Origin of the sequence: Mycobacteroides salmoniphilum (genome assembly GCF_004924335.1) — a bacterium.
GTDB classification, from domain to species: domain Bacteria; phylum Actinomycetota; class Actinomycetes; order Mycobacteriales; family Mycobacteriaceae; genus Mycobacterium; species Mycobacterium salmoniphilum.
The window spans coordinates 133,487-159,474 of sequence record NZ_CP024633.1 but is presented as its reverse complement, the minus strand read 5'-3'; the positions used below and the strand labels follow the sequence as shown (position 1 = coordinate 159,474).

General features: G+C 64.8%; 17 protein-coding genes. 2 read left to right on the top strand and 15 right to left on the bottom strand.

The genetic code is table 11. The annotated features are described in order from the left end of the window. Positions 1-18: 18 nt before the first annotated feature. The 12 genes from DSM43276_RS00775 to glf all read right to left on the bottom strand — a co-directional run bounded on the left by DSM43276_RS00775 (position 19) and on the right by glf (position 20,531). Positions 19-1,569 (bottom strand): acyl-CoA carboxylase subunit beta, encoded by a 1,551-nt coding sequence (locus tag DSM43276_RS00775; protein ID WP_109556169.1) that lies wholly within the window; start codon positions 1,567-1,569, stop codon positions 19-21. A 4-nt stretch (positions 1,570-1,573) separates the two neighbouring features. Beyond that, positions 1,574-6,907: a polyketide synthase Pks13 gene (gene pks13 / locus DSM43276_RS00770; RefSeq protein WP_078330292.1), complete on the bottom strand. Its 5,334-nt coding sequence runs from the start codon at positions 6,905-6,907 to the stop codon at positions 1,574-1,576. 48 nt (positions 6,908-6,955) lie between these two features. Further along, complete coding sequence (fadD32, locus tag DSM43276_RS00765) at positions 6,956-8,869, bottom strand: long-chain-fatty-acid--AMP ligase FadD32 (protein ID WP_078330291.1); 1,914 nt, start codon at positions 8,867-8,869, stop codon at positions 6,956-6,958. 319 nt (positions 8,870-9,188) lie between these two features. Further along, positions 9,189-10,199: a carboxylesterase Culp6 gene (gene culp6 / locus DSM43276_RS00760; protein ID WP_078330290.1), complete on the bottom strand. Its 1,011-nt coding sequence runs from the start codon at positions 10,197-10,199 to the stop codon at positions 9,189-9,191. A 215-nt stretch (positions 10,200-10,414) separates the two neighbouring features. After that, positions 10,415-11,395 (bottom strand): alpha/beta hydrolase, encoded by a 981-nt coding sequence (locus tag DSM43276_RS00755; protein ID WP_078324238.1) that lies wholly within the window; start codon positions 11,393-11,395, stop codon positions 10,415-10,417. Positions 11,396-11,618: 223 nt separating this feature from the next. Then, positions 11,619-12,599, bottom strand: coding sequence for an esterase family protein (locus DSM43276_RS00750; protein ID WP_078324237.1), 981 nt, complete (start codon positions 12,597-12,599; stop codon positions 11,619-11,621). Positions 12,600-12,759: 160 nt separating this feature from the next. After that, a complete protein-coding gene (locus DSM43276_RS00745; RefSeq protein WP_078330289.1) occupies positions 12,760-13,734 on the bottom strand; it encodes an alpha/beta hydrolase in 975 nt (324 codons plus the stop codon). 188 nt (positions 13,735-13,922) lie between these two features. Next, positions 13,923-15,911 (bottom strand): terminal beta-(1->2)-arabinofuranosyltransferase, encoded by a 1,989-nt coding sequence (gene aftB, locus DSM43276_RS00740; RefSeq protein WP_078330318.1) that lies wholly within the window; start codon positions 15,909-15,911, stop codon positions 13,923-13,925. A 13-nt stretch (positions 15,912-15,924) separates the two neighbouring features. Then, positions 15,925-16,839: a decaprenyl-phosphate phosphoribosyltransferase gene (locus DSM43276_RS00735; protein WP_078330288.1), complete on the bottom strand. Its 915-nt coding sequence runs from the start codon at positions 16,837-16,839 to the stop codon at positions 15,925-15,927. Further along, complete coding sequence (locus DSM43276_RS00730; protein WP_078330287.1) at positions 16,836-17,399, bottom strand: phosphatase PAP2 family protein; 564 nt, start codon at positions 17,397-17,399, stop codon at positions 16,836-16,838. Before DSM43276_RS00730 ends, DSM43276_RS00735 begins: the two co-directional genes overlap by 4 nt. Further along, the gene (locus tag DSM43276_RS00725; protein WP_078330286.1) at positions 17,396-19,333 is read right to left on the bottom strand and encodes a glycosyltransferase; all 1,938 of its coding nucleotides are present in this window, start codon (positions 19,331-19,333) and stop codon (positions 17,396-17,398) included. Before DSM43276_RS00725 ends, DSM43276_RS00730 begins: the two co-directional genes overlap by 4 nt. Continuing rightward, entirely contained in the window at positions 19,326-20,531 is a 1,206-nt protein-coding gene (gene glf, locus DSM43276_RS00720) for a UDP-galactopyranose mutase (RefSeq protein ID WP_078330285.1), read from the bottom strand. Before glf ends, DSM43276_RS00725 begins: the two co-directional genes overlap by 8 nt. Before the next feature lie 274 nt (positions 20,532-20,805). On the opposite strand from glf, the gene DSM43276_RS00715 reads away from it, so the two are divergent. Beyond that, positions 20,806-21,612, top strand: a complete 807-nt coding sequence (locus DSM43276_RS00715; RefSeq protein ID WP_078311346.1) for a hypothetical protein — start codon at positions 20,806-20,808, stop codon at positions 21,610-21,612. A gap of 201 nt (positions 21,613-21,813) precedes the next feature. Beyond that, positions 21,814-23,565, top strand: a complete 1,752-nt coding sequence (locus tag DSM43276_RS00710) for an N-acetylmuramoyl-L-alanine amidase (RefSeq protein WP_078330284.1) — start codon at positions 21,814-21,816, stop codon at positions 23,563-23,565. 31 nt (positions 23,566-23,596) lie between these two features. Here the strand turns inward: DSM43276_RS00710 and DSM43276_RS00705 are convergent, their stop codons facing one another. From DSM43276_RS00705 to DSM43276_RS00695, 3 genes are read right to left on the bottom strand one after another with little or no spacing between them, the layout of a single operon-like run. Continuing rightward, complete coding sequence (locus tag DSM43276_RS00705; RefSeq protein WP_078330283.1) at positions 23,597-24,415, bottom strand: HAD family hydrolase; 819 nt, start codon at positions 24,413-24,415, stop codon at positions 23,597-23,599. Beyond that, the gene (locus DSM43276_RS00700; protein WP_078330282.1) at positions 24,412-25,176 is read right to left on the bottom strand and encodes a lysophospholipid acyltransferase family protein; all 765 of its coding nucleotides are present in this window, start codon (positions 25,174-25,176) and stop codon (positions 24,412-24,414) included. The genes DSM43276_RS00705 and DSM43276_RS00700 overlap by 4 nt, the downstream gene beginning before the upstream one ends. After that, positions 25,177-25,959: a lysophospholipid acyltransferase family protein gene (locus DSM43276_RS00695; RefSeq protein ID WP_078330281.1), complete on the bottom strand. Its 783-nt coding sequence runs from the start codon at positions 25,957-25,959 to the stop codon at positions 25,177-25,179. Positions 25,960-25,988: the final 29 nt, after the last annotated feature.

Here is a 25,988-nt window from a genome sequence, read left to right as displayed (position 1 = left end):
CCTTCGTGTGCTGAATCGTTAGATCGGGGTGAGGCCGTGCTTACGCTGGACTCGGCTGATCTGCTTGTCCTGCAACAGCTTCAGCGACTGGCGCAATAGCAGCCGGGTCTGATGCGGCTCGATCACGCCATCGATGTAGCCGCGTTCGGCGGCGATCCACGGGGTGGCCAAGTTGGCGTTGTAGCCCTCGATGAAGTCGGCGCGAATCTTCTGCACCTCTGGCGCGGTCGGATCGGGGAATCGCTTGACCAGCAGCTGCGCCGCACCCTCGGCACCGATCACCGCGATACGTGCGGTCGGCCAGGCGAAGTTCAGGTCGGCCGAGAGCTGCTTGGAGCCCATGACCGCATACCCGCCGCCGTAGGCCTTGCGGGTAATGATCGTCACCTTGGGCACATCGGCCTCCACCACGGCATTGAAGAACCTGCCGCCGCGCTTGATGACGCCGTTCGTCTCCTCCTCCACACCCGGCATGGCGCCCGGGGTGTCGACGACGAATACCAAGGGAAGATTGAACGAGTCACAGAACCGGATGAAGCCTGCCGCCTTGTCCGAGGCCTCGTTGCCCACCGCGCCAGACATGTGCATCGGCTGGTTGGCGATGACGCCGACCGGGCGACCGTCGACACGGGCGAACGCGGTGATCATGGACGGGCTGCGCTGGTCGGCGATTTCAAAGACGTCACCGTCGTCGAAAATCCGCAGCAGGACCTCGTGCATGTCGTAGCCCTGGTTATCGGCATCCGGGATGATCGTGTCGAGGTACAGATCGTCCTCGGTGATCTCGGGCTCCAGACCCGGATTAACGATGGGCGGATAGTCAAACGTGTTGGAAGGCAAGAAACTCAGGTAGTCGCGCACGTACTGGTACGCGGCCGCCTCGTCCTCGACCACCTTGTGGATGTTGCCACGCTGAGCCTGTACGTCCGCGCCGCCAAGTTCGTCGAACGTGACATCCTCGCCGGTGACGTCCTTGATGACGTCGGGGCCGGTGATGAACATGTAGCCCTGATCGCGCACCGCGACCACGAGGTCGGTCTGGATCGGCGAGTACACCGCACCGCCGGCACACTTCCCGAAGATCAGCGAGATCTCCGGGACCATGCCGCGCAGCATCTCGTGACGACGGCCCAGCTCGGCGTACCAGGCCAGCGACGTGGCGGTGTCCTGAATGCGCGCCCCCGCCGAGTCGTTGATGCCGATCACCGGGCAGCCGTTGGTGGCCGCCCATTCCATCAGCTTGGCGACCTTGCGGCCGAACATCTCGCCGACGCTCCCCTGGTACACCGTCTGATCGTGGGAGAACACCGCCACGGGACGATCGTCGATGCGGCCCAGTCCGGTCACCACACCGTCGGTGTACGGCGCATTCGGATCACCCGGGGTACGCCCGAATGCGCCGAGCTCCAGGAAGCTGCCCTTGTCGAGCAGCGCGTGAATGCGGGCGCGCGCGCTCGGGACGCCCTTGGCGTCGCGCTTAGCGATGGCCTTGGGGTCGCCCGGCTCCTGCGTGCGGGCAATCCGCTCGCGCAGGTCGGCGACCTTCTCGGCGGTTGTGTGTGGTGGCACAGTTCTAACCTTTCTCAGCCTGCTGGCCCGCATTGGCGTTGATGGCGCGTAATGCCTGACTCATATGAGCACCGACCTTAGCGATGAACGGTTCGTCGATGATCTGGATGTGCTCCCCACCGACCGGAACCACCTCGAGATCGGAGACGAACTCGCTCCAGCCACCGTCGGGCTGGCGAGTCGCGTACGCGGGCTCGAAGGTGATGGCGTCGTCGTGGTAGCGGTCCGCCATGTACAGCGTCATATGGCCGTCGAACGGCACCGGGTTTGAAGTGTCGATGGCCCGCTGATCGAGGTAGGACGTGCGCTGGTGCTCGATGATTCCACCAGGAATCTGTACGCCGCTGGCCTTGACCGCCTCCAGCACGAACCTCACCTGGCCCTCGTCGTCGAGCTCCTCCAGCTGCTCGTACGGGATGGCCGGGATCTGCACGTTGAACGTCTTCTCCGCGAACTTGGCGTACCGGTCCCAGCGCTTGCGGTTCTCTTCGGTGGTCTGCAGGATCGGCGTTCCGGGGCGTACCCCATCGATATTGCCGACCCACGCGACCTCGGCACCGGCCTCCTTGAGGCCCACCGCGCACGCATACGCCAGCACCGCACCGAGTGACCACCCGGCCAAAATAAAGGGTGCACCACCGTTCAGTTCCAGGAGCTTCGGCACATACTGGGCGGCCCGCTCCTCAATGGTGCCCTCGACCCGCTCGAAACCGAACATCGGCGTGTCCTCGGGCAGACGCTTCAGCAGCGGCTCGTAGACAACCGTCGACCCGCCCGCCGGATGGAACACGAAGACAGGGACCGTGGTCGAACCCTCCCGCCTCGGCTGCAAGGTCCGCACGAAGCCGTCGATCTTGCCGGCCTCCAATCGGCTGCGGACAACCTCACCGAGTGCCTCGATGGTCGGCGCGAGCTTGACCTCCTCGGCGCCGATCTCACCGTCGGCACGCTGCGAAAGGCGCTCCGCGAGTTTCTCGGCCGTCGCGTCGTCGATCTTGGGCAGCGCGTTGAAGATGCTGCCCGGCGACTCACCGGTCACAATGGCCCACGTCGCGAAGGCGACGCGTTCGGCCGCATCACGCGGGGGCACATCGGCATTCAGCGCCTCGGCGATGGCCTCCTGGTTCATCACGGCGGCAGCCTTGGCCAGTTCAGAGGTCTCCGCAGAGACGGCTGGCTCCGCGGCGGGAGCACTCGCGGCGACGGGTTCCGGCTCCGCGGCCTGCGGAACGGCTTCCAGTGCCTTCTCGAGATCGGCCTTGGACAGCATTCCGCCGGTCGGCCCGGCCTCCTTGAATTCATCGGTCTGTTGGTAGTCGTGCAGCTCGTGCACGGCGTCGGGGTTCTCCAGCGCGTAGACAACCAGCCGCTCAACATCCAGCAGGTTGGCATCGCGCACGGCCTGCAGCTGAATGGGCGGCAGGTCGAAGTCGAACTCGACACGGTTCTTGATGCGCACGGCCATCAACGAATCCAGACCCAGCTCGATCAACGGCACCTCGCGCGGCACGTCCTCGGGCTCGTAGCCCATGGCCAACGACACGATCGCGGCCAGCCGCTCGATGATCGGTTCCCCGGACTCCTTGCTCCACTTCTTGAAGTCCGCGCCCGCACCCGCCCCGGAGAGCAGGTTGTCGTGAATCTCGTCGGGCACCTCGTCTTCCGCGGCCGCGACCGCCTGCGCCGGGGCCGCCGTCACCGTCGCCAAACCGTTGGTGGCGACACCCGCGGCAGTGGCGAACGGCAGTGCGCCGCCCTGACCCGCACGCGATACCACCGCGTCGTAGACGAGAGTGAACGATTCGCCGATGCGCGCGTGCACCTGCACGGTGGCCCCACCCGGGTGCCGAGACAGCGTGGTCACCAGCGTGGAACCCTCGCCCGGGATCGCCCGTTGCTCGGATGCGGTGAGCTGAGCATCCGGAAGCACCGTTACCGCAGCGGCTTTCACTAACTCGGGGAAATTGACCGTGGCGATGTCGCCCAGGCTCCATTCCCAGACATGCTTGCCATCGGGCAGCGATACGTGCGTACCGGGGATCCGGGTCGCACCATCAACACTGAAATGCGCGGGGAGCCAATGTTCCTTGCGCTTGAACTCTGTCGGAGGAATCGGCGCGTAATCCGCCGACCTGGTTGCCGCGCCGAACAGCGTCCGCGGATCCAGGCTATGGCCGTACACATAAAGCTGCGCCATGGTCTTGACCATGGACTCGACCTCGTCCTCTTTACGGGCGAGAGTCGCGATCAGCTGCGCGTCAGGCAGTCCCGAAGACATGGTGGTGAGCCCAACCTGCATGAGCGCCACTGGATTCGGTGCCAGCTCCAGGAAGGTGGTGTATCCGGCATCCACGGCGTTACGGGTGCCATGGGTGAAGTAGACCGAATGCCGCATCCCCTTCTTCCAATAGTCGACATCGTGCACCGGCTCACCGCCTGGGCGGATGAACGTGCCCTCGTTCACCGTCGAGAAGATCCCGATCTTGGGGGTCATCGGCTCGATCCCCTGCAGTTCGGCGGCGAACTCGCCGAGCAGCGGATCCATCTGCGAGGTATGGCCGGCGCCCTTGGTCTGGAGCTTGCGGGCGAACTTGCCCTCGGCCTCGCAGCGCGCGACGATCGCGTCGACCTGCGCCGGCGGACCGCCGATGACGGTCTGTGACGGTGCGGCGTACACGCACACCTCGAGGTCGGGGAAATCGGCGAACACCGTCCTGAGCTCGTCCGCCGAGTACTCAACCAACGCCATCAGCCGGATGTAATCACCGAACAGCATCGCCTCGCCCTCACCCATCAGGTGGGCGCGCGAGCAGATGACGCGGGTGGCATCACCCAGCGACAACCCCCCGGCGAAATAGGCAGACGCGGGCTCTCCCAGCGACTGCCCGATCACCGCGGTGGGTTTGGCGCCATGGGCCTTGAGCACCTCGCCCAGACCGATTTGGATCGCAAAGATGGCGATGTTGCTGGTTTCGATGCCGTACTCGTGCGAATCGTCGAGGATCAGCTCGACAACGGAGTAACCCCGTTCGTCCTGCACGTACGCGTCGACCTTGTCGATCCACTCCGCGAAGATCGGATCGCGCAGGTACAGGCTCTTACCCATCTTGCGATGCTGCGCACCGAAACCGGCCATCACCCACACCGGACCGCTGGTGACAGGACCATCCACGGAGTAGACGTACGGCTTCTGCTTGCCTTCGGCGACGGCACGCAGGCCCTTGATGGCCTCATCGAAATCGTGGGCCAACACCACGGCGCGCGAGCGCCCATGATTGCGCCGAGACAGCGATCGCCCGATGGACTCCAGCGAGTACGACTGTCCCTCTTCGGATTCCATCCAGTCCGCCAGCGCGGCCGCGGCGGCCTTCTTACGGGAGGACAGGAAGCCCGAGATGAAGAGCGGGACAACGGGGGTCACCGGCTCTTCGGCGGAAAGCGCTGCCAGCGCCTCCTCCTTGAGACGTATTGCCTCGTCGGTCAGTCCGGGCAGCTCCTGCGGCCCATCGGTGTAGCCGCCCATGAACTCGCCGTACTCATCAAACCGAGACTCAACGAATTCGACATTTCCTACTTCGGTATCCGCCTCTGCCACAGCGTGTTTGCCGTCGGCATCGGAAGCGTCGTCCACGTCGGAGTCGGACGGCTCGCTGGGTTCCACGAGGTCGATCGGCAGCACCTCGCGCACCACGATGTGGGCGTTGGCGCCACCGAAACCGAAGCCGGAGACACCGGCGATGGCGTGCCCGCTGTAGCGCGGCCAATCGGAGACCTGATCGACGACCTTCAGGTGAATCGCGTCGAAGTCGATGTACGGGTTGGGGCCGGTGTAGTTGATCGACGGCGGAACCTTGTTGTTCTGCAAGGCCAGCACGATCTTCGACAGGCTCGCGGCGCCGGCCGCGGACTCCAGGTGCCCGAAGTTCGACTTGGCAGAGCCCAGCAGTGCCGGCTTATCGGCGTCACGGCCGCGGCCCACTACCCGGCCCAGGCCATCGGCCTCAATCGGATCGCCGAGAATGGTGCCGGTGCCGTGCGCCTCGATGACATCGACGCTGCGCGGATCGATACCGGCGTCCTTGTAGGCCTTGCGCAGCACCTCGGCCTGGGCGTCGGGGTTGGGCGCCAGCAGACCATTGGACCGGCCATCGTGATTGACCGCGGACCCGGCGATGATCGCCATGATCGGGTCACCGTCACGTCGCGCATCGGAGAGGCGCTTGAGTACCAACATGCCGCCGCCCTCGGAACGGCTGTAACCGTTGGCATCCTGCGAGAAGGACTTGATGCGGCCGTCCGGTGCCAGCACACCGCCGACCTCGTCGAAGCCGACCGTCACGAGCGGTGTGATGAGCGCGTTCACGCCACCCGCCAACACCACATCGGCCTCGCCGGAACGTAGTGCCTTCACACCCTGATGCACCGCGACCAGCGAGGAAGAACACGCGGTATCGACGGCGACACTGGGGCCGCGGAAGTCAAAGAAGTACGAAACGCGGTTGGCGATAATGGAACTCGCGTTGCCGGTGATGGCGTACGGGTGCATGACGGTGGGGTCGGCGACCGACAGGTAGCCGTAGTCGTTGTTGGAGCTCCCGATGTAGACACCGACGCTGTCTCCCTTGAGGCTCGATGCCGGGATGCGCGCGTTCTCCAGCGCCTCCCAGGTGAGTTCGAGGGCCATCCGCTGCTGCGGATCGATATTGTCGGCCTCCATCTTGGAGAGCGTGAAGAACTCGGCGTCGAATCCCTTGATGTCCTTGAGGTACCCGCCACGGGTGGCGGCCTGCGCGACGCGCTCGGCGATTCGCGGTTCACTGGTGAATTCTTCCCAGCGCCCCTCGGGCAGGTCGGTGATGGCGTCGCGGCCCTCCAACAGCGCCTCCCACAGCTGTGCCGGGGTGTTGACATCACCGGGCAGACGGGTGGCAAGGCCGATCACCGCAATATCGAATTCGCCTGTGGCGGCCTTGGGATCGCGTGACCAGTCCTCGTCCCCGGCGTCCGGCAGCTCCGGCTCGCCCTCGACGATGCGGGTGGCCAGTGACTCGATGGTGGGGTGCTGGAAGGCCACGGTGGCCGTCAGCGTGACCCCGGTGAGGTCTTCGATATCGGCCGCCATCGCCACCGCGTCACGCGAGGACAGACCCATCTCAACCATGGGTGCCGACTCGTCGATGCGATCTGGGCTCACCCCGGTGGCCTGGGCAATCCAGTTGCGCAGCCACTCGCGCATCTCGGTGACGGTCAGCTCGGCGCCGCTCGTGGGTACCGATGCTTCTGGAGCCTCGGGCTCGGTCTCGATCTCTGGTGTCGAATCCTGTTGCGTATCAGTCATGTTCGAGCCCTCTCCGGGGTATCGCGTACGGACGACCGTATGTAACGGTTACTGCCGGTCGTCGGGGAATGCGGTCTGCTGGTAGCCGCCGCGCAGGCTGCCATCCAGGTAGCTGGTCCGTGCGGCCCGGCGAGCGATCTTGCCGCTGGAGGTCCGCGCGATCGAGCCGGCCGGAACCAGCAGCACATCGCGCACCGTCACACCGTGACGCACCGCGACCGCGGCGCGCACATCGTCGCCCACCGCCTGGTTATCCGACTTATGGGCGCCCACGCTGCGCTCGCCGATGACGACCAACTGCTCGGAGGAATCCTCCGGGTCGTACTTCAAGCCGGCGTGCGGGTTGTCGAAGACTACCTGCGGCAGCTGGTTGGCCGGCACCGAGAACGCGGCGACGTATCCCGGACGCAGCGCCTTGTTGGCCTCCTGCGCGGTGTACTCCACATCCTGCGGGTAGTGGTTACGCCCGTCCACGATGATGAGGTCCTTGACGCGGCCGGTGATGTACAGCTCGCCGTCCACCCACACTCCGAGGTCACCGGTGTTGAGCCAGATGGCGTCGTCTGCCACACCCTCGGCATGTGATTCGGCGATTCGCGACTTGAGGGTGTTCTGGAAGGCCTCGCGGGTCTCCTCCGGGCGGCCCCAGTAGCCGGAACCAATGTTGTTGCCGTGTAACCAGATCTCGCCGATCTGACCGTCGGGCAGTTCGGAGGCGGTCTCACCGTCCACAATGACGCCCCACTCGTCACGGGCCATCCGTCCGCTGGACACCTGGGTCAGCGAGTTTTCAGCGCCCGCCTCCACCTCCACGATGCGCCCGGCGTTCAGCTCGGTGCGATCTACGTGCAGCACGCGCGCCCTATCCGTATTCCAGATGGTCGAGGTGACAAACAGGGTGGCCTCGGCCATGCCGTAGGACGGGTGAATGGCCCGGGGGTCAAAGCCATAGGGCTCGAAGGCGTCGCAGAACTTCTTGATCGAGGCCGTCGACACCGGCTCGGAACCGTTGATGATCGAGTACACGTTCGACAGGTCCAGCGGCGGCTCGCCCTCCTTGGGCAGACCGCGCAGCGCGCAATGCTCGAAGGCGAAGTTGGGCAGCGCCGAGAAGGTTCCCGAGCGGTCGTCACCCTTGACCGCCATTTCCCGCAGCCAGCGCAGCGGGCGGCGAATGAACGCCGCCGGACTCATCACCGTCATGTGCTCACCGATCATGGACGGCACCATCACCGTGATCAGGCCCATGTCGTGGAAGAACGGCAGCCAGGTGGTCCCCCGGTGACCGGGCTGACCGTCCTTGCCTTCCTGCTGCGACAACGCGTCAACCAGCTGTAGCAGGTTGGTGGCGAGCGACAGGTGGGTGATCTGCACGCCGGCCGGAGCACGGGTCGAACCGGAGGTGTACTGCAGGTAGGCGATGGTGTCCTTGGTGGCCACCGGCTCGACCCAGGTCTGCCCGACGTCCGCAGGGATCGCATCGACGGCGATCACACGGGGGCGCTCCTTGGGGGGACGGTTCCGGAAGAACTTCCGCACCCCCTCGGCGCATTCGGTCGTAGTGAGCACCGCGGACGGCTGGCAGTCGTCGAGCACCGCATGCAGGCGGCCCGCATGGCCGGCCTCGCTGGGATCGAACAACGGCACCGAAATCGCGCCGGCATAAAGGGCACCGAAGTGCGCGACCAGGTAGTCGAGGCTCTGCGGCGCCAGGATGGCGACGCGGTCGCCCGGCTTGGTCACCTGCTGCAGGCGGGCCGCGACGGCGCGGTTGCGTGCGCCAAACTCCGACCAGGTGATGTCGATATAGGCGCCATCGCGCTCTTTGGAGAAGTCGAGGAACCGGTACGCCAGGCTGTCGCCCTGCGACTCCGCCCAACCTTCGACGTGACCAACGATGCTCCCGTCTTCTGGGAACTTGATGTGGCCCGCCGAGTCGAGGAACGGGTTGTCGAACGCCATGTGTGCTTATCTCCTCTGACGGCGCATGGTGCGCGTTTCGCGGGCCTGAGGCATTCGCGAGCACGCGTCATCGCGAACGTCAAATCCTCGATGATGGTACCGAGAGGCGATCGCGTACTACGGCAGCTCAGGCGGCCATTCGCGACGAGATTATCGGTCGGCGTCGGCCAGCCAAAATCCCGCGACCCCGCGAACGGCTTACAGTCTTATTTTTCTCTTAATCTTAGGCGAGCGTACCGTGCCCGCCAAATATCTCGACGCCCTGTTGCCAAGATGACATCGAGGCCTGTCAGACGCTCATCCGAACAGCTGGTCATTCTCATCCGTGCTTCGGATGAGGCGCCTTCTCGATGAGCCCCTCGGCCCAGTTGGTGGTCCACACCGTTGCCGGCTGACCATCGATCTGCCAGAACTCCGGCGTGGCGTACAGCGCGTGCACGGGCGCACCCGCGCCGCCGGACAGGATGTCCAGCGTCTTACCCAGATTGGAGATGTTGAAGGCGTCCGGCGGCGCCGCGCAGATCAGATCCCCGGTTCCACAGATCTGGTTGGTGCGATCGCTGAGCTCGCCGAATCCGCCGGGACGTGGACCCGACATCTTCAGTCCGAACGAATCCAGCACCCCCAGATCGCCCAGAGTGACCTCGGCGCCCTGGCCGGGCGGGTTGGGTCCGGGCGACAGCCCAATCCCGTCCTGGCGGCGGCCGTCTGCGATCAATGTCACGCCGAGTACCAGGTCCTGGTCGACAGGTCCCTCGCCGTTTCCGATCTGGTTAGCGAGGTCACCGGCGATCACCGCACCTTGCGAGAAACCAATGAGAACGTAGCTAGTGAGCGGGCACCGGTCGTACATCTCGGTGAGCTGCTTGACCGCGCGGTCGGTGCCTTCCTTGCGGCTGTCGTTGTAGGACATCTGATTGTCATTGGCAAACGGGTTGTGGAACTGGGCGGTATAGGGCACCGTCCACGTCTCCAACCGGGCCTTGTCGAACTTCTCGGTGATCGGCCGCGAGACGTTCAACAGCAGCGAGCGCGGGAACTGCGCGGGGTTGAGCGGATCCTCGGTGACCGACGACTCCCATGTACCCGGGATCACGAGCGCCTGCACATCGGGGCAGTCGGCGCTCTGGAAAGCCGGCCGGGGCTTCTGGCCAGGGCGTGTCAGCGGCGGTGTCGTCGTCGTCACCTGACCCGCGGGGGGCGTGACGTCGTCAGGCCTGCGCACGATGACCACGACGATCGCGATCACCAGGATGACGACGACAGCCACGGCGAGCGCCGCGGCCAAACCGAGAATCCGGTGTCGTTTACTACTCGAGGTCTTGGGCATATGTCTCCTGGCCGTTCGTGACGTGCGGTCTCGCAGCTTGCTCCACGGTACCGGGAGCCCCGGGCGAGGCTACCGAACCGATGCCACCTGCACCTGCGCAAATGATCGTCACAGCACAGAATTCGTTACGTGATTGTGGCCGTCGGTCATCACCTGAAAACGACGAAAGCGGCGACCACCGAAGTGGCCGCCGCTTTCGCGATTGTCAGTGATGCTCAGTGGCTGCCCAGGTAGGCGACCATGTCAGACTTCATGGCCTTGAGCTGGTTGCCCCAGTAGGTCCAGTTGTGCAGACCACCCGGGGGGAACTCCACGTGGGCGTTCTTGCCACCGGCGGCGGTGTAGGCATCGACGTACTGCTTGTTGATGCCGATCGCCATGCCCTCCAGGAATCCACCGGTGAAGTTCTCGAAGCCGTTGCGCGTGGCGTCGAGGTCGGTGGCGTCGCCGCTACCGCAGTAGATCCACAAGCGGGTGCCGTTGGCCACCGTCTTGTCGATGTTCAGGAACGGGTCGTTGCGAACCCAGGCCGGGTCGCTATCCGGGCCCCACATGTCCTGTGCACTGAAGCCACCGGCGTCGCCCATGGCCATACCGACCTGCCCCTTCATGTCTGCGGGGTGCAGGAAGCCGGACAGCGCACCGGCGTAGACGAACTGCTGCGGGTGGTAGTTGGCCAGCGTGATGGCAGACGCGCCACCCATGGACAGACCAACGACCGCGTTACCGGTCCGGGACACACCGTTGTTGGCTGCCAGGTACGCGGGCAGCTCCTGGGTCAGGAAGGTCTCCCACTTGTAGGTGAAGACGCCATCCTTGCCCTTGGCGGGGGAGTACCAGTCGGTGTACCAGCTGGACTGGCCGCCGACCGGCATGACGACCGAGATGCCGGACTGGTAGTAGTCCTCGAACGCCGTGGTCTCGATGTCCCAGCCATTGAAGTCATCGCGCGCACGCAGACCGTCCAGCAGGTAGAGGGCCTTGGAGCCGCCTCCCTGGAACTGGATCTTGATGTCGTGACCCATCGAGGCCGACGGCACCTGCAGGTCCACGACCGGGAGACCCGGACGCGAGAAGGCATTCGCTACCGCCGAACCACCGGCAACGCCGATAAGTCCTGGTAGAACGGCCGTAGCAGCGGCCACAGCCGCAAGTCGACGCACAGTTGCGCCACGCATATTTGTAAAGAGCTTCATTACCTCAGTATCCCGTCTGCTTCAGTCGGCGTTACATGTCAGGCCGACAGACATCCTGTGGGGTCCCCGAGGTAGTCAACCACATCAGGACGGCTGTCAACACATCCCGTCACGGATGTTGGCCCTCCGCAACCGGACTGATGTGATCTTGAGACACAATCCGGCGAAAGATGAAAAGAGCGGTGGCCACCGTGGTGGCCACCGCTCTTTTGACTGCTAATACCTAGTGGCTCTGCAGGTAGGCGACCATGTCAGACTTCATGGCCCGCAACTGCTGACCCCAGTAGGTCCAGTTGTGGATACCGCCCGGAGGAAACTCGACGTGAGCATTCTTGCCACCGGCTGCGGTGTAGGCCTCGACGAACTTCTTGTTCGAACCGATGGCCATACCTTCCAGGAATCCACCGGTGAAGTTCTCGAAGCCGTTCCGGCTGGCGTCCAGGTCAGTGGAGTCGCCGGTGCCGCAGTAGAGCCACAGGCGAGTGCCGTTGTCGATGATCTTCTGGATGTTCAAGAACGGGTCATTGCGCTGCCAGGCCGGATCGCTGTCCGGGCCCCACATGTCGGAGGCGCTGAAGCCGCCGGCATCGCCCATGGCCATACCGATCTGGAACTTCATGTCCGACGGGTTCAGGAAGCCCGAGAGCGCACCCGCGTAGACGAACAGCTGCGGGTGGTAGATCGACAGCGTCAGCGCAGCCGAGGCACCCATCGAGAGACCAACGACAGCGTTACCCGTCTGCGAGACGCCCTTATTGGCAGCCAGGTACGCCGGGAGTTCCTGAGTGGTAAAGGTTTCCCACTTGTAGGTCCACACGCCGTCCTTGCCCTTGGCCGGGTTGTACCAGTCCGTGTAGAAGCTGGACTGACCGCCGACGGGCATGACCATGGAGATACCGGACTGGTAGTAGTCCTCGAACGCGGTGGTCTCGATGTCCCAGCCGCTGAAGTCATCGCGTGCGCGCAGACCATCAAGCAGGTAGACGGCCTTGGTACCGCCGGGCTGGAACTGAACCTTGATTTCGCGGCCCATCGACGCCGACGGCACCTGCAGGTACTCGACCGGAAGCCCGGGACGCGAGAACGCGCCCGCAATCGCCGAGCCACCGGTAACGCCGACAAGACCCGGCAGCACGGCTGCGGCCGTTGCCACTACAGCCAGTCGACGCGCGGTAACACCACGCATCTTCGAAAAGAGCTTCATTTACTTCGTTTTCCCATCTGTATCAATCGATTTCCCACGCGCAGGCCAACGGATTTGATGGACGCCCGGCGCACGCTCGCGCGGTAGTCAACCACATCTCTGGACCTGTCAGCATCATCACTATGTGCGCCTGCAGACCTTCTCAAGGTGCCCCGAGACCCTAGCCATTGAGCGTGGCAATCAGATCACCCTTGAGGGCCTGCAGTTGCTGTCCCCAATACGGCCAGGAGTGATTCCCGGACGAGGGGAAGACAAATGTGGCGTTGCTGCCGCCGGCGGCGGCATACGCCTGCTGGAATCGCTTGTTGCCGCTGACAGCCAGCGATTCCAGGCTGCTCGCGCTCAGGGCGACACCCGCGTCGCCGTTTTCGTCGATAGGTGTCGAGCCACCAGGAGCGCAATAGATGTAGAGGCGGGTCCCGGCCGCAACCAGCCCCTGGACCTGCACAGTGGGGTCATTGCGCCGCCACGCCGGATCCCACGGCGGACCCCACATGTTGTCGACGCTGTAGCTGCCGGCATCGAGCATCGCGACCCGGATCGCATTGGTCATAAAGATGGTCGAGGGATTGAGGAATCCCGAGAGCGAGCCCGCGAATCTGAACTGCGCGGGGTGATAAGCGGCCAAGATCAGCGCCGCACCGCCACTCATGGACAGTCCCACGACACCATTACCCGTGGCCGATATCTGCTTGTTGGTGGCGAGGTACACGGGCAGCTCTTGCGTGAGGAATGTCTCCCACTTGTATGTGTACGGCTGCTTGTTGAGCGCAGACGGCGAATACCAGTCGCTGTAGAAACTCGACTGGCCGCCCACGGGCATGACCACCGAAATTCCCGACTGATAGAACCACTCGAATGCCGCGGTGTTGATATCCCAACCGTTGAAGTCGTCCTGAGCGCGAAGCCCGTCAAGCAAGTAGACCGCCTTGGGTCCCCCACCCATGAACTCGACACGGATATTGCGGCCCATCGAATTGGAGTAGACGTCCAGGTACTCGACCGGAAGTCCCTCACGCGAAAAGGCATGCGCGGTGGCCGGACTGATCGCTACACCGGCAGCCATCGCCGCGGGCATCACAACCGCCGTTAACAGGGCCGTCAGCACGCGGCGGGCTCTCACGCGCACGCTCATCTGGGGTCCATCCGTTTCATTGGGGGAGTCACAACTGTCACTTCTGTCACGCAACATTGCGCCTGAAGTGTCTGACACGGTCGTCTTCGTATCGCCATGACGGGGCCGCGGCGTTACCTAATTGGGATCTCGATTCGGACACGGAAACCCGCGGGCATGGTCGCTCGGAGAGCCCTGACGGGAACGCTCTAGGGACCGGTTGCCGGAAGCCCAGTGTACTGGGGGGTATCCAGCTTTGGCATCGGCAGACCGCATCGGGCCAGTTCAAAGCGCGGAACACGGTCGATACGGTAGGTGGTGAAATCGGCGGAATGCAGCAGATTGGACACGAAAAGCCGAGGTGAGAGCGGCCGACGTATCGAGCCCAACATCGCATCTGTCTGGGGGCATTTGAGCGCCTCCACGGCCTCCGCCACCCAGTCCTGGTCCACGTATCGGGGGATGTACGGGTAGCGCTTGAGCCATGGGCCGTCGGCGATCATCCAGTCCGGGAAGAGGTTCTTGTCGTGGCCGATGCGCCCGTCGGTGATGCGCGCGGTGTGCGCGGCCAACGGATTGGCCAGGCCGATTTGGTCCACGATCCGCACATCCAGGCCCAGGTTCATACCGAGCATGCCCAGGTTGGTGAACAGCACCGCATGCGGCCCGCGGTAACCGTGCGGAATCGGAGGTGGTGGCGGAATGGCCGGCACTACATCCCACTGGTCGTAGTTCCCCGAGGGGAGCAGCAGCGCGCCATCCGGAGTGTTGTCGATCGCCACCAGCACCGCACGCATGCGCGGGTAGTTCAGATAGTCCGCGGCGGTCAATGGATGGGCGACGCCGGTCGCCTGCGCGTAGAAGCGCCGCTCATCGACGATGCCGCTATAGCCGACCTTCGTGCCGTCCCCGCCCATTCCCGGGGAGTTGGCCACCCACACGGACCAGCCGGCGACACCGGCGAACAGGCCGATGGTGGCCGCCGTGAGCAGGCGGGCCCGCCGCGGCGTGAAGGACGCACCGTCCGGAGCCGCCAGCGGAACCACCGAGATCGGGAGCAGCAGGCAGAACACCGGGGTCAACAGCACGCGCGCGTGCATGAAGTCCCCGCCCTGACGGATCCAGTACACCCCCTGGAAGAATCCGCTAGCGAGCATGAAAACAACTACGGCGGTGGGATTTTGGACAAGGCGTGCCAACCAGCCGTACCCGGGGGCGGCCACCTGACGCACCCACCATTGACCGCGGCGAGCCTGGAAGGCGGCCACGCCGAGCGCGATGAGCAGCACCGCCGGAACCCAGATGAGATACGGCGAGTTCATGTTCTGCAGGTAGACGAAGCCCTGTCCCCATTTGGAGCCCGACGCATCTTTGGCGATCGCCGTACTCGGCACCAGCAGGCCGTAATAGCCCATCCGGAAGATCTGGTACAGCACCGGCAGCGCTCCACCGGCCGCGAGGATGTACACCCGGATGGTGAATCCGCGCGCGGCGATCAGCATCATCACCAGGAAGCCGCCGCCGATCAGCGCGAGCTCCGGGCGGATCAGCACACTCAACCCGGCCAAAAAGGCCAGACCTAGCGTGAACCGCTTGCTCAGAACATCTTTCTGGTCTTTGCGGGCGGCATGCACGATCCGCGGGTCCACCGGCTGATGCGGGCCGCCGCGCCGATCGAGGGTCACCGGCATGCGCACGGCCTGCGCCCAGATCACCATCATGAGCCATAGTCCGCCCAAATACGCCAGCACCAAACCGTTTTCAAGGCCAGAGGTGGCGAAGTCGCGGGCCGGAGGGATGGCGATATACACCAACATTCCGGCAGGCACCATGACGGCGGCACGCCCGGCAAGCAGCGGCGCGTACAGCCGGGCGGTGCCGAAGATTGCGAGCGCGACCCCGACCAGGCTCAGCACCAGCGACAGGGTCAACGCCACGTATTCCAGGCGTATGCCTCCGCCGGCCCACCCGCCCAGATACGTCAGATAGGTCCACACCGTGGAGGTGTTGGCCTCCACCCGTTCTCCCTTATTGAAAACAGGACCGTTGCCCGCCAGCAGATTTCGCACGGTACGCAGCACGATAAGGCCGTCATCCGCTATCCAGCGCCGCTGCCAGGCACCCCAACCGAACAGCACGGTCACGGTGAGGACGCTGACCCACACGGTAAAGCGGGTCAGTCCATTGCTAGGGCCCAGCGCCCGGGTCCGTTCAGGAGAAGTAGAAGGCCGCACCGAGTGATCCGATCCATGCGACGAACAGGAACTGCAGCACCCTGTCCCCCAGAGCGATCTCCTCGGGCTCGCCTGCTTCGCCCCCGTCGACATCAACCGCGTAGCGCAGGATGGCGACGGTGAACGGAATCATCGATGCCACAAACCAGGATCCGGCGCGGTGGTCACGTTCGAAGGCCCACAGCCCGTAGCAGACCACGATGGCGGTAGCCGATAGCGTCCACACGAACCGCAGGTAGCTCGAGGTGTATCCCTCGAGCGACTTACGGATCTTGGCACCGGTCTTCTCGACGATCTGCAATTCGGCATAGCGCTTACCGGCGGTCATCATGAGCGACCCGAAGGCCATGATCAGCAGGAACCACTGCGACAGATACACCCCGGCGGCCACACCACCGGCTATCGCCCGAATGAGATACGCCGACGAGACGATGCAGATATCGATGACCGGCTGGTGCTTCAGACCGAAACAGTAGGCCAGCTGGATGGCGATGTAGATCGCTATCACGATGACCAGGTTGATACTGACCCGCGATGCGATACCCAACGACCCGGCAGTCAGCACGACCGCAAGCCCATACGCCGCGGGTATCGGCAGCACGCCCGCGGCGATCGGCCGGAATCGCTTGGTGGGGTGCTGCCGATCGGCCTCCACATCGCGCGCGTCGTTGATCAGATAGATGGACGAGGCCGCCATGCTGAACGCAACAAAGGCAATCGCGACCCGGATGAAAATGCCCCGGTAGTCGTGCGGTGAAATATCGCCGAGCGCCGCCAACGGCGCCGCGAAGACCAGGACGTTCTTCACCCACTGGCGCGGGCGCAACGCCTTGACGATCCCCGAAACGAGATTCTTGGGCAGGCCCGCCGTAGGAGTCGGTGCCTCACTCATCGCTGTTCCTCCTTGAGCGCCAGGCGAGCGTCCGCCCGACGAACGGCCGCGCCGATCAGTGCGCCAAGCGCGGCGCCCGCGGCCACATCTGTGGGGTAATGCACGCCAAGAACCAACCGCGACAATGCCATCGGCGGAATCAGCAGCGCGGGCAGGGGCCATCCCGTCAGCGGCGCGAGCAGCACCGCCGCCGCCGCGGTGGAGGTGGCATGCGAGGAGGGGAAGCTCAACCGGCTCGGGGTGCTGACGTTTACCCGCACCGCCTCATGGCTGGGGCGACGGCGACGCACCACACGTTTGATGATCACCGAGGCGGCATGAGCGCCAAAGGCGCCGGCGCCCGCTGCCAACCAGCTGCGCCGACGGAGCTTGTCGCTCTTGTTGATGGCCGCGCCGACCAGCGCCGCAGCCACCCATCCGATGCTGTGCTCACCGAAATGGGACAGCCCGCGCGCAGTGCTGAGCACCCCGGGCCGACCGGCGAGAGCCGACTGCACGGCGACCAGAACCGCGGTCTCACCCTGGGGCGCGGTCACCTCGCCCGGCAGCAGACCGGTCATGCACTCACCCCGGGATTCACCGACTGAGGTGCCGTGTTGTCCTTCTCGATGCCAAGGATGCTCTCCCACTGCTCTTTACTGGTCAACGTCGGCAGCGCGTTGCGGTAGGTCTTGCGCATCTTGTTGAAATTACGCATCAGCTGCAGGTGGCGGCGCGCCGACGCGCGCAGCAGCCCGAACATCTTGGCGCGGTCACGCTGGCGGTACACCACGCCCCGCCCGTCGGCGGTGGTCACGGTGACACCATCGACACCGCACAGCAGGAACCAGCGAGCATCCTGGGTTGCCACATTCAGCTCCGGGCGCACGTGGTGCGCGGGGTCTTCCTTCTTCAGCTGGTGCATCACACCGCGAGAGAGCCGGAAACCGATGGCGGGCAAGGAGACCGGCGGCTTGTGTACCTTGCGGCGTCCAGACGGGGATGGCAGCGAGGTGGCCGTCGGGAGCACCACGGCGTCCGGGAACTCCTGGCGCATCTTGCGCACATCGGGCAGCGCCGACTCCAGGATCGACGCGATGTGCTCGGGGCCGGCCAGGAAGTCGTCGATGGCCCGGTTCTGGATGGCCACGGTCGAGTACTCAAGGCACAGCAGGTGCTTGAGGGTGGCCTTCACCGAGCTGGCAAGCAGACCGCGGATCGGGTTGTCCCAGTGCAGAGCCGCGACCACCAGCCGGTTACGCAGGTGGAAGTAGGCCTGCCAGTCGATGGCGTCGTCCTTGTCGCTCCACGCCATGTGCCAGATCGCGGTACCCGGCATGGACGCGGTGCCGTAACCATGTTCGTTGGCGCGGATCCCATACTCGGCGTCATCCCATTTGATGAACAGCGGCAGCGGCTGCCCCAACTCCTCGGCGACCACGCGGGGGATCATGCACATCCACCAGCCGTTGTAGTCAACATCGATCCGCCGGTGCAGGTCCGGAGATTCCGACAACGGCTCCTCGGCGAAATCGTGGTCGTACTCGGCGAACGGAGCACTGGTCCACATGAAGTTGTCACGGTTGACCATCTCGCCCATCACATGCAGGTGCGAGGGCTCCTGCAAGTTGAGCATCTGGCCACCGACGAGCATGGGAGCCTTGGCAAACCGGCTCAGCGCCAGGGCGCGCAGGATCGAATCCGGCTCGATCCGGATATCGTCGTCCATGTAGAGAATGTGCTCGCAGTCGGTGTTCTCGAGCGCCTCGTACATGACGCGGCTGTAGCCACCCGAACCGCCCAGGTTCGGCTGATCGAACACCCGGAGCCGGTCCCCCAGCGGACCCGCGGCAGCCGCCCACTCGGGATGATCCTTGGCCTTCTTGGTGCCCTGGTCCGGGACGATGACGGCGGTAATCACCTTGTCCACCTGCGGGTCCGAGGTGAGCGCCTTGAGGGCGTTCACGCAGTCTCCGGGACGGTTGAAGGTGGGGATGCCCACGGTGATGCTGGCCCGGCCGGGCGCAGCACTCGGCGCGTACCAGCCCGCGTTGTGCAGCGCGACCTCGGTATCGGAGGTGATGTCGAACCAGATCCAGCCGCCATCCTCGAATGCGTCCAGACCGATTTCGAACTCGATCACGGCATTCTGGCCACTGAACTGGGTGCCGCCCACCGTGATTCGCGCTCCAGTGGCCTTGGTCCGGTACACGTCGATGCGCCCGGCGCCACTCAGCTCAATGTGCAGCACCACGTTTTCCAGCGTCGACCAGCGGCGCCAGTAGCTCGCCGGGAAGGCGTTGAAGTACGTCGCGAACGACACCTCGGACTCCGCGCCGATCTCCAGCGTGGTGCGGGTGGGCGCGTGTGCACGCTTGGCATTGGTGTCGGACTCGACGATGTAGAGCTTGCGCACGTCGAGTGGTTCACCCGGCCGGGGCAGGATCACCCGGGACAGCAGGCTCACCGCATGCGATTCAGCCGAATCGATGGGGCCGAATGGGATATCACTCATTGTCGTCACCTCCGGACAGGGGTGCACCGTCGGCCAGGTGCGGCGCGAGCACGTTGTCGTACATGCTCAGCGCACTGGCAATCGCCATGTGCATATCGAGATACTGATAGGTGCCCAGCCGGCCGCCGAACAGCACCTTGGCCGAAGCTGTTTCCTGCTTCGCGCGGGCACGGTAGGCAGCCAGGATGGCCCGATCGGATTCGGTATTGATCGGGTAGTACGGCTCGTCATTCCCCTCGGCGAACCGCGAGAATTCCCGCATGATCACGGTCTTATCCGTCGGGTAGGCCCGTTCCGGATGGAAGTGACGGAACTCGTGGATCCGGGTGTAGGGCACGTCGGCATCGTTGTAGTTCATCACCGGGGTGCCCTGGAAATCACCGGTATCGAGCACCTCGACCTCGAAGTCCAGAGTGCGCCAACCCAACTGGCCCTCCGCGTAGTCGAAGTAACGATCCAACGGCCCGGTGTACACAACCGGCGCATTGGGCGACTGCGTGCGCAGGTCTTCCTGGACTGCGAACCAGTCGGTATCCAGGCGCACCTCGATCCGGTCGTCGGCGGCCATGTTCTGCAGCCACGCGGTGTATCCGTCGACCGGCAAGCCTTCGTACGTGTCGTTGAAGTACCGGTTGTCGAAGGTGTAGCGCACCGGCAGTCGGGTGATGTTCCCGGCGGGCAGCAGCTTGGGGTCGGTCTGCCACTGTTTGGCGGTGTACGCCTTGACGAACGCCTCGTACAGCGGGCGCCCGATCAGCGATATCGCCTTTTCCTCAAGGTTGGTGGCGTCCTCGGTGGTGATCTCGGCGGCCTGCTCGGCGATGAGCGCGCGGGCCTCGTCCGGGGTGAAATAGCGGCCGAAGAACTGCGACACCAGCCCCAACCCCAACGGGAACTGATAGGACTGCCCGTTGTGCATGGCGAAAACGCGGTGCTGGTACCCGGTGAACTCGGTGAACTGCCGCACGTAGTCCCAGACTCTCTTATTAGAGGTATGGAACAGGTGGGCGCCGTACTTGTGCACCTCAATACCGGTCTGCGGCTCGGGCTCGGAGTAGGCATTACCCCCAATGTGGTGACGCCTCTCGACGACGAGCACCCGCTTGTTCAGTTGCGTGGCCGCACGCTCGGCGATGGTGAGGCCGAAAAACCCGGATCCGACGACGATCAGGTCGAACTGTTGGTTTTCTCCGGTCACGTGCAGTCAGGGTACTGGACCGGCACCACGAGCCCCGGACAGCGACATCCGCCCCGCGCAGAACAAGCCCACAAGGGTTCGCAGGTACGGATCCGGTCGCGATTGGCTCACGATTTGGTTTCGTCCCTCTAGTCACACCAGTAACTCTGGTTACCATCGAAAGCGTCGGTTCCGGTGCCGATCCGCCGATCCGACACCTACGGGAAATCCCGTCACAGAAAACGCAAAACCGCAGTACACCATAAGTGATCGACCCGATATTGAGGAGACTTCCGTGCCTAATCGTCGCCGCCGCCGGCTTTCGACAGCCTTGAGCTCGGTCGCCGCGCTGGCCGTTGCAAGTCCGTTTGCCATCGCCCTCGCGACCAACATGACGCAGGCCGCCGCGCCCGCGCCTTCACAGCAGGAATTCGTGCAGGCCGCGATCGTGTCAGACCTCCCCGGCGAGCTCATGGGCGCCGTTCAACAGATGACGTCACAGTTCGGCGTGCAGATCCCCGGGCTTTCCGGTCTCAACATCCCCGGCCTGGGTGGTGGAGGGCTCGGTAGCCTCGGTGGCGCCAACCCGGCGCTCGCCCCCGGCGGTCTCACCACGCCAGGCGGTCTGACCAGCCCGTCCACGTCGCTGACGAACCCCGCTCTGACCAACCCCGGCCTCACCAGCCCGGGTGGAGCCACCACCCCGAGCCTGACCGATCCGGCGCTGACCAACCCCGGCCTGACCAACCCGGCCGCCCCGGCGAGCACCGCGGGACTCACTCCCGCGACGGGCGTGAACCCGGCGCTCACCGATCCGGCCGCAGGCACCGCGGGTCTGACCTCCCCCGCTGGCGAAGTCCCAATCACGCCAAACCCGGCACTGGGCACCGGCCTGACCAACCCGGCACTTGCCGACCCCTCGCTGGCGGGCCTCGGTACGCCCAGCGGACTCGGCGGCGGCAGCGGATTGGGCGGCGGCAGCAGCCTGATCAGCGACGCGATGGGGGCCGTCAACCAGCTGGGCATCACCCAGGCGGTTGACCTCATCAAGGGCGCCATCCCGGCGGCCGCCTCCGCGGCGGCTCCGGCGCCGGCCGGCTAGGCCCGACACACAAGCTAGATAGCGAAACGGCACCGCAGGGCATAGAGGCTCTGCGGTGTCGTTGCGTGTGACCAACCCGCCAAATATCAAGATCGACATTTGACGCGTGTCGAATCACTAGTCACATTTGTCCCATACGTAACATCCCTGGTGGTCGCGTCGCTCCTTGCGGCGCGTCCGGTGTGATCCAGGAGAGACGACGTGCCAGTACGAGTCAGCAAGATGCCCATGAGACGGCAGCTTGCGCTGGCTCTTGCCGCGACCGCGACGGTGATGACCGTCAGCGTGGTCGATCACCTCAAGCCCGAGCAGGCCGAAGAGACCGCCATCACCACGCAGTCCTTGCAGAATGCCGCGACGCACGACGTGCTGACCGCCGAGGTCGGACTACCCGGCCAGAACACACCGGCCACCGTGCACGACATCCAGCAGGCCGACTCCTTCAGCCTTATCGCCGTCCGTGGTGAGGACCTGGCCTCCGTGAACGTTTCTGTGCGGGCACAACAAGCCGACGGCGGCTGGGGGCAGTGGTACGAACTCCACCCCGTTGAGTCGGGCGATCCGGTGGCCCCAGACAAGGGCATCCCCGCGGCGACCGAACCGGTATTTGTCGGCACCACTCACTCCGCCCAGATCGCGGTGCAACCCAGGTACGGCGCGAACGTGAAGCCACCGAGAGCCGACGGTGGCCGGACCTCGGCCGACCCTGGTTTGGGTTATCGGCCCGCGAGCATCGAACAGCCATTGACCACCGGACTCGATGCCATCCTGATCAGCCCCAAGCTGGCGCCCCCCGATGGGGCACGGTTGGAAGAGCGCTGGTCGGCGCCGATAGCGCTGCCCCAGGCCGGCCCACGGATCATCACCCGCGCCCAATGGGGCGCCAACGAATCAGACCGGTGCCCACCGGTTTACAACAGAGACGTACGCGCGGGAGTGGTTCACCACACCGCCGGAAGCAATAACTATTCGCCCTACGATTCCGCCGCCATCATCCGGGCGATCTACGCGTATCACACCAAAACTCTCAAGTGGTGCGACATCGCCTACAACGTGCTGGTGGATAAGTACGGACAGATCTTCGAGGGCCGCTTCGGCGGTATCACCAACAACGTGCAGGGCGCTCACACCGGCGGATTCAACGAGCACAGCTGGGGCCTCGCACTGATCGGTGACTTCACCCGTGACGAGCCCTCCCCCGCAATGCTGCAATCCGCGGGCCGCATGCTGGGCTGGCGTCTTCGGCTCGCCGGGGTGGATCCGCGTGGACAAGTGGACCTGGCGTCGGAGGGCGGACCCTTCACCACCGTGCCCGGAGGAAAAGTCGTGACGCTGCCTACCATTTTCACGCACCGTGACGTCGGAAACACCGAATGCCCGGGTGAAGCCGCCTACCGCTTGATACCCCGGCTGCGTGACATCGCCGCGGGTGCCGCGAACGGCGACCCGCCTGATCTCGTCGACGCGATGCGCGGCGGCGCCATCTACGACACCTGGATGAGGCTCGGCAGTACCGACAGCGCGCTGGGCGCACCCACGTCCACTGAACAACAGGCTGTCGGTGACGCCCGCTTCGCCACCTTCCGCAACGGAGCAATGTACTTCTCGCCCGGCACCGGCACCCACCCCGTCGTCGGGGCGATCTACCACGCCTGGGCCGAAACAGATTTCGAGCGTGGCTCGCTGGGGCTCCCCGTTGGCGACGAGCTGGGTGAGCCGAACATCATCGTGCAGAACTTCCAGAACGGCTCCCTGATCTACGACCGGGCCAGCGGCCGGGTGTCGAGTGTGATCAACGGCGAAACCCGCGAGATACTCGGGGTGGCACCGGTGGCACAGAACGCCTTACCCGAACAGTTCTCGGCCCCCGCGCCGCCGGCCGCGCCGCCACCGCCCGCACCGGCTCCGCCTCCCCCGGCGCCCCCGGTCGAGCAGTTCGCACCCGCCGCCTAACGCACCGCCGGAAGCTCAGACGTTAAATGTCTCAGCCCCACCAGCGTTCGAGAACCTTGGCCACCCCGTCATCGTCGTTGGTGGCAGTGATCTCGTCGGCGGCGGCGCGCGCATCCGGGTGCGCGTTGCCCATGGCCACCCCGTGTCCAGCCCAGCGCAGCATCGCCACGTCATTGGGCATATCGCCAAAGGCGATGACCGATTCCGGCTGCACCCCAACCTGATCCGCCACCACGGCGATTCCGCTGGCCTTGCTGATCCCGGTGGGCATCACCTCGATGAGCCCGTTGTCGGTGGAATAGGTGATGGCCGCACCCGCCTCGGTCACCAGCGGCGCGAGGATCTCGGCCATGTCTGCGCTACGGGCTCCGGCCTTGCGCACCAACAGCTTCACCGCCGGAAAGCTCAGCAGGTCGTCTAGCGACACCTCGGTGTTATCGGGATTCAGCCAGGCATGCTCGTATCCGGGCGAGCTGACGAATTGCGGTGTCGCGGCGTCATGTGCGCTGCGGCCGACCCGCTCCACCGCCAGACCCACCCCGGGGATGGCGGCTTGCGCAACCTCGGCCAGCACGGCGAGCTCCGCCGGGCCGAGTGTGGCCGCCGAGATGATCCGGTCGCTGTCCGCGTCGTACAGAACGGATCCATTGGCGCACACCGAGATCGGCGCGAAACCGAGAGCCTCGACGATCGGGGTGATCCAACGGGGCGGACGTCCGGTGGCAAGGATGAACGTAGTACCCGATTCGACCGCAGCGGCGATGACCGCACGGGTGCGCGGCGACAGCAGCTCGTCGGAATCGATCAGCGTCCCGTCCACGTCGGACGCGATGAGGGCGGGAGGATTCACGGGCGGTCCGGTCCCGTCTTCTTCTGGGCCCTCTTGCGGGCGCGTTCTGCCCATTCCGACTCCTCGAGCGCGGTGGCTTCCTCCGGGGTGGGGGCACTACCGCCCAGACGCCTGGGCAGCCAGTACGCGCCGGGTTCTTCCGGATAGTCCTGCTGCGCCTGGGTCAACAGCTGCTCCATCGCGTCGTGCAACTCGGCCGTCGTGCGATCGAAATCCGAGGACGGCGCCAGCGGCGGTCCGACAGCGACATTGACGGGGATTTTGCTGTGTCCCAGGTTTTTTGGATGGTCCTTGGTCCAGATGCGCTGAGCCCCCCAGACGATGAGCGGAACGATCGGTACGCCGGCCTCATGAGCCATCCGGGCGGCGCCGCTCTTGAATTCCTTGAGCTCGAAGCTACGGCTGATAGTGGCCTCCGGGTACACCCCGACGATCTCGCCGCGACGCAGGCTATCGACCGCCGCCTCGTAGGCGCCGTGACCCGCGCTGCGGTCGACGGGAATCGCCTTGGCGTGTTTGATCAGGAAGTTCATGATAGGCACCTCCTGCATTTCTGCCTTAAGCATGAACCGCAGCCGCCGACCGGCGCGGACCGTCGCCAAACCCGCCGGAAGAAAGTCGACGTAACTGGTGTGGTTGATCGCGATCACCGCACCGCCGCCGGACGGGACCTGCCCCAGACCTCGATATCTGATTGTCGTCCCGGTGAGGAAGACCGCCGCGTTGGCCGTGATTTCGAGGAGTCGGTAAACCGGTTCCATCTAGCTGTCTTTCTGGGCCTGCTTTTCTGCCTCGCGAGCGGCGCGTTGTGCCTTGCGCTCGGCAGCGTCCTGCGCATCCCACTGTGCGGCCTCGGCCAAGGTCGGCGCGGACCCACCCAGCCGATGCGGCACCCAGTACTCTCCGGCCGGATGCTGGCCGTAGTCGTCCTGCACCTCCAGCAACAGGTGTTGCATGCGTGCATGGAGCAGCGCGGTGAGCTCCGAAACCGGCAGCGTCGGCTCGATAGGGGCGCCCACCGCAATGGAGATCGGCGTATTGGTGCGACCGAGATTCTTGGGATGCCCCTTGGTCCAGATGCGCTGCGCGCCCCAGACGACATGCGGGACGATCGGCACGCCGGCCTCGATGGCCATGCGTGCGGCCCCTGATTTGAATTCCTTGATCTCAAAGCTGCGGCTGATGGTCGCCTCCGGGTACACGCCCACCAGTTCACCCGCCTTGAGCTTGTCGACGGCCTCGGCGTAGGACGCGGCCCCATCGACGCGGTCGACCGAGATGTGCCGACAGCCCCGCATGATGGGGCCGGTGATCTTGTTGTCGAAGGTTTCCTTCTTGGCCATGAACCGCACCTTGCGTCCCTTTTTCTGAAGGAACGCCGGCAGCCCGGCGAAGGTGAAATCCATGTACCCGGTGTGGTTGATCGCCACGACCGCCCCGCCTTCGGTCGGCAGGTTCTCAACACCCGTAACGGTGAATTTCAGGCCTTGAACGGCCCAGACGGTACGGGCAAGCCCGATCACCGTTCCATAAACAGGCTCCACGTGACGAGCCTAGCGCTGCCGGTCCACCC

What these genes read in the sequence shown, in the direction of transcription:
- DSM43276_RS00750 (WP_078324237.1), bottom strand. Translation starts at nt 12,599, where the DNA reads ATGAAGCTCTTTTCGAAGATGCGTGGTGTTACCGCGCGTCGACTGGCT.
- culp6 (WP_078330290.1), bottom strand. Translation starts at nt 10,199, where the DNA reads ATGCCCAAGACCTCGAGTAGTAAACGACACCGGATTCTCGGTTTGGCC.
- DSM43276_RS00725 (WP_078330286.1), bottom strand. Translation starts at nt 19,333, where the DNA reads ATGAGTGATATCCCATTCGGCCCCATCGATTCGGCTGAATCGCATGCG.
- fadD32 (WP_078330291.1), bottom strand. Translation starts at nt 8,869, where the DNA reads ATGGCGTTCGACAACCCGTTCCTCGACTCGGCGGGCCACATCAAGTTC.
- DSM43276_RS00755 (WP_078324238.1), bottom strand. Translation starts at nt 11,395, where the DNA reads ATGAAGCTCTTTACAAATATGCGTGGCGCAACTGTGCGTCGACTTGCG.
- DSM43276_RS00745 (WP_078330289.1), bottom strand. Translation starts at nt 13,734, where the DNA reads ATGAGCGTGCGCGTGAGAGCCCGCCGCGTGCTGACGGCCCTGTTAACG.
- DSM43276_RS00735 (WP_078330288.1), bottom strand. Translation starts at nt 16,839, where the DNA reads ATGAGTGAGGCACCGACTCCTACGGCGGGCCTGCCCAAGAATCTCGTT.
- pks13 (WP_078330292.1), bottom strand. Translation starts at nt 6,907, where the DNA reads ATGACTGATACGCAACAGGATTCGACACCAGAGATCGAGACCGAGCCC.
- DSM43276_RS00730 (WP_078330287.1), bottom strand. Translation starts at nt 17,399, where the DNA reads ATGACCGGTCTGCTGCCGGGCGAGGTGACCGCGCCCCAGGGTGAGACC.
- DSM43276_RS00700 (WP_078330282.1), bottom strand. Translation starts at nt 25,176, where the DNA reads ATGGAACCGGTTTACCGACTCCTCGAAATCACGGCCAACGCGGCGGTC.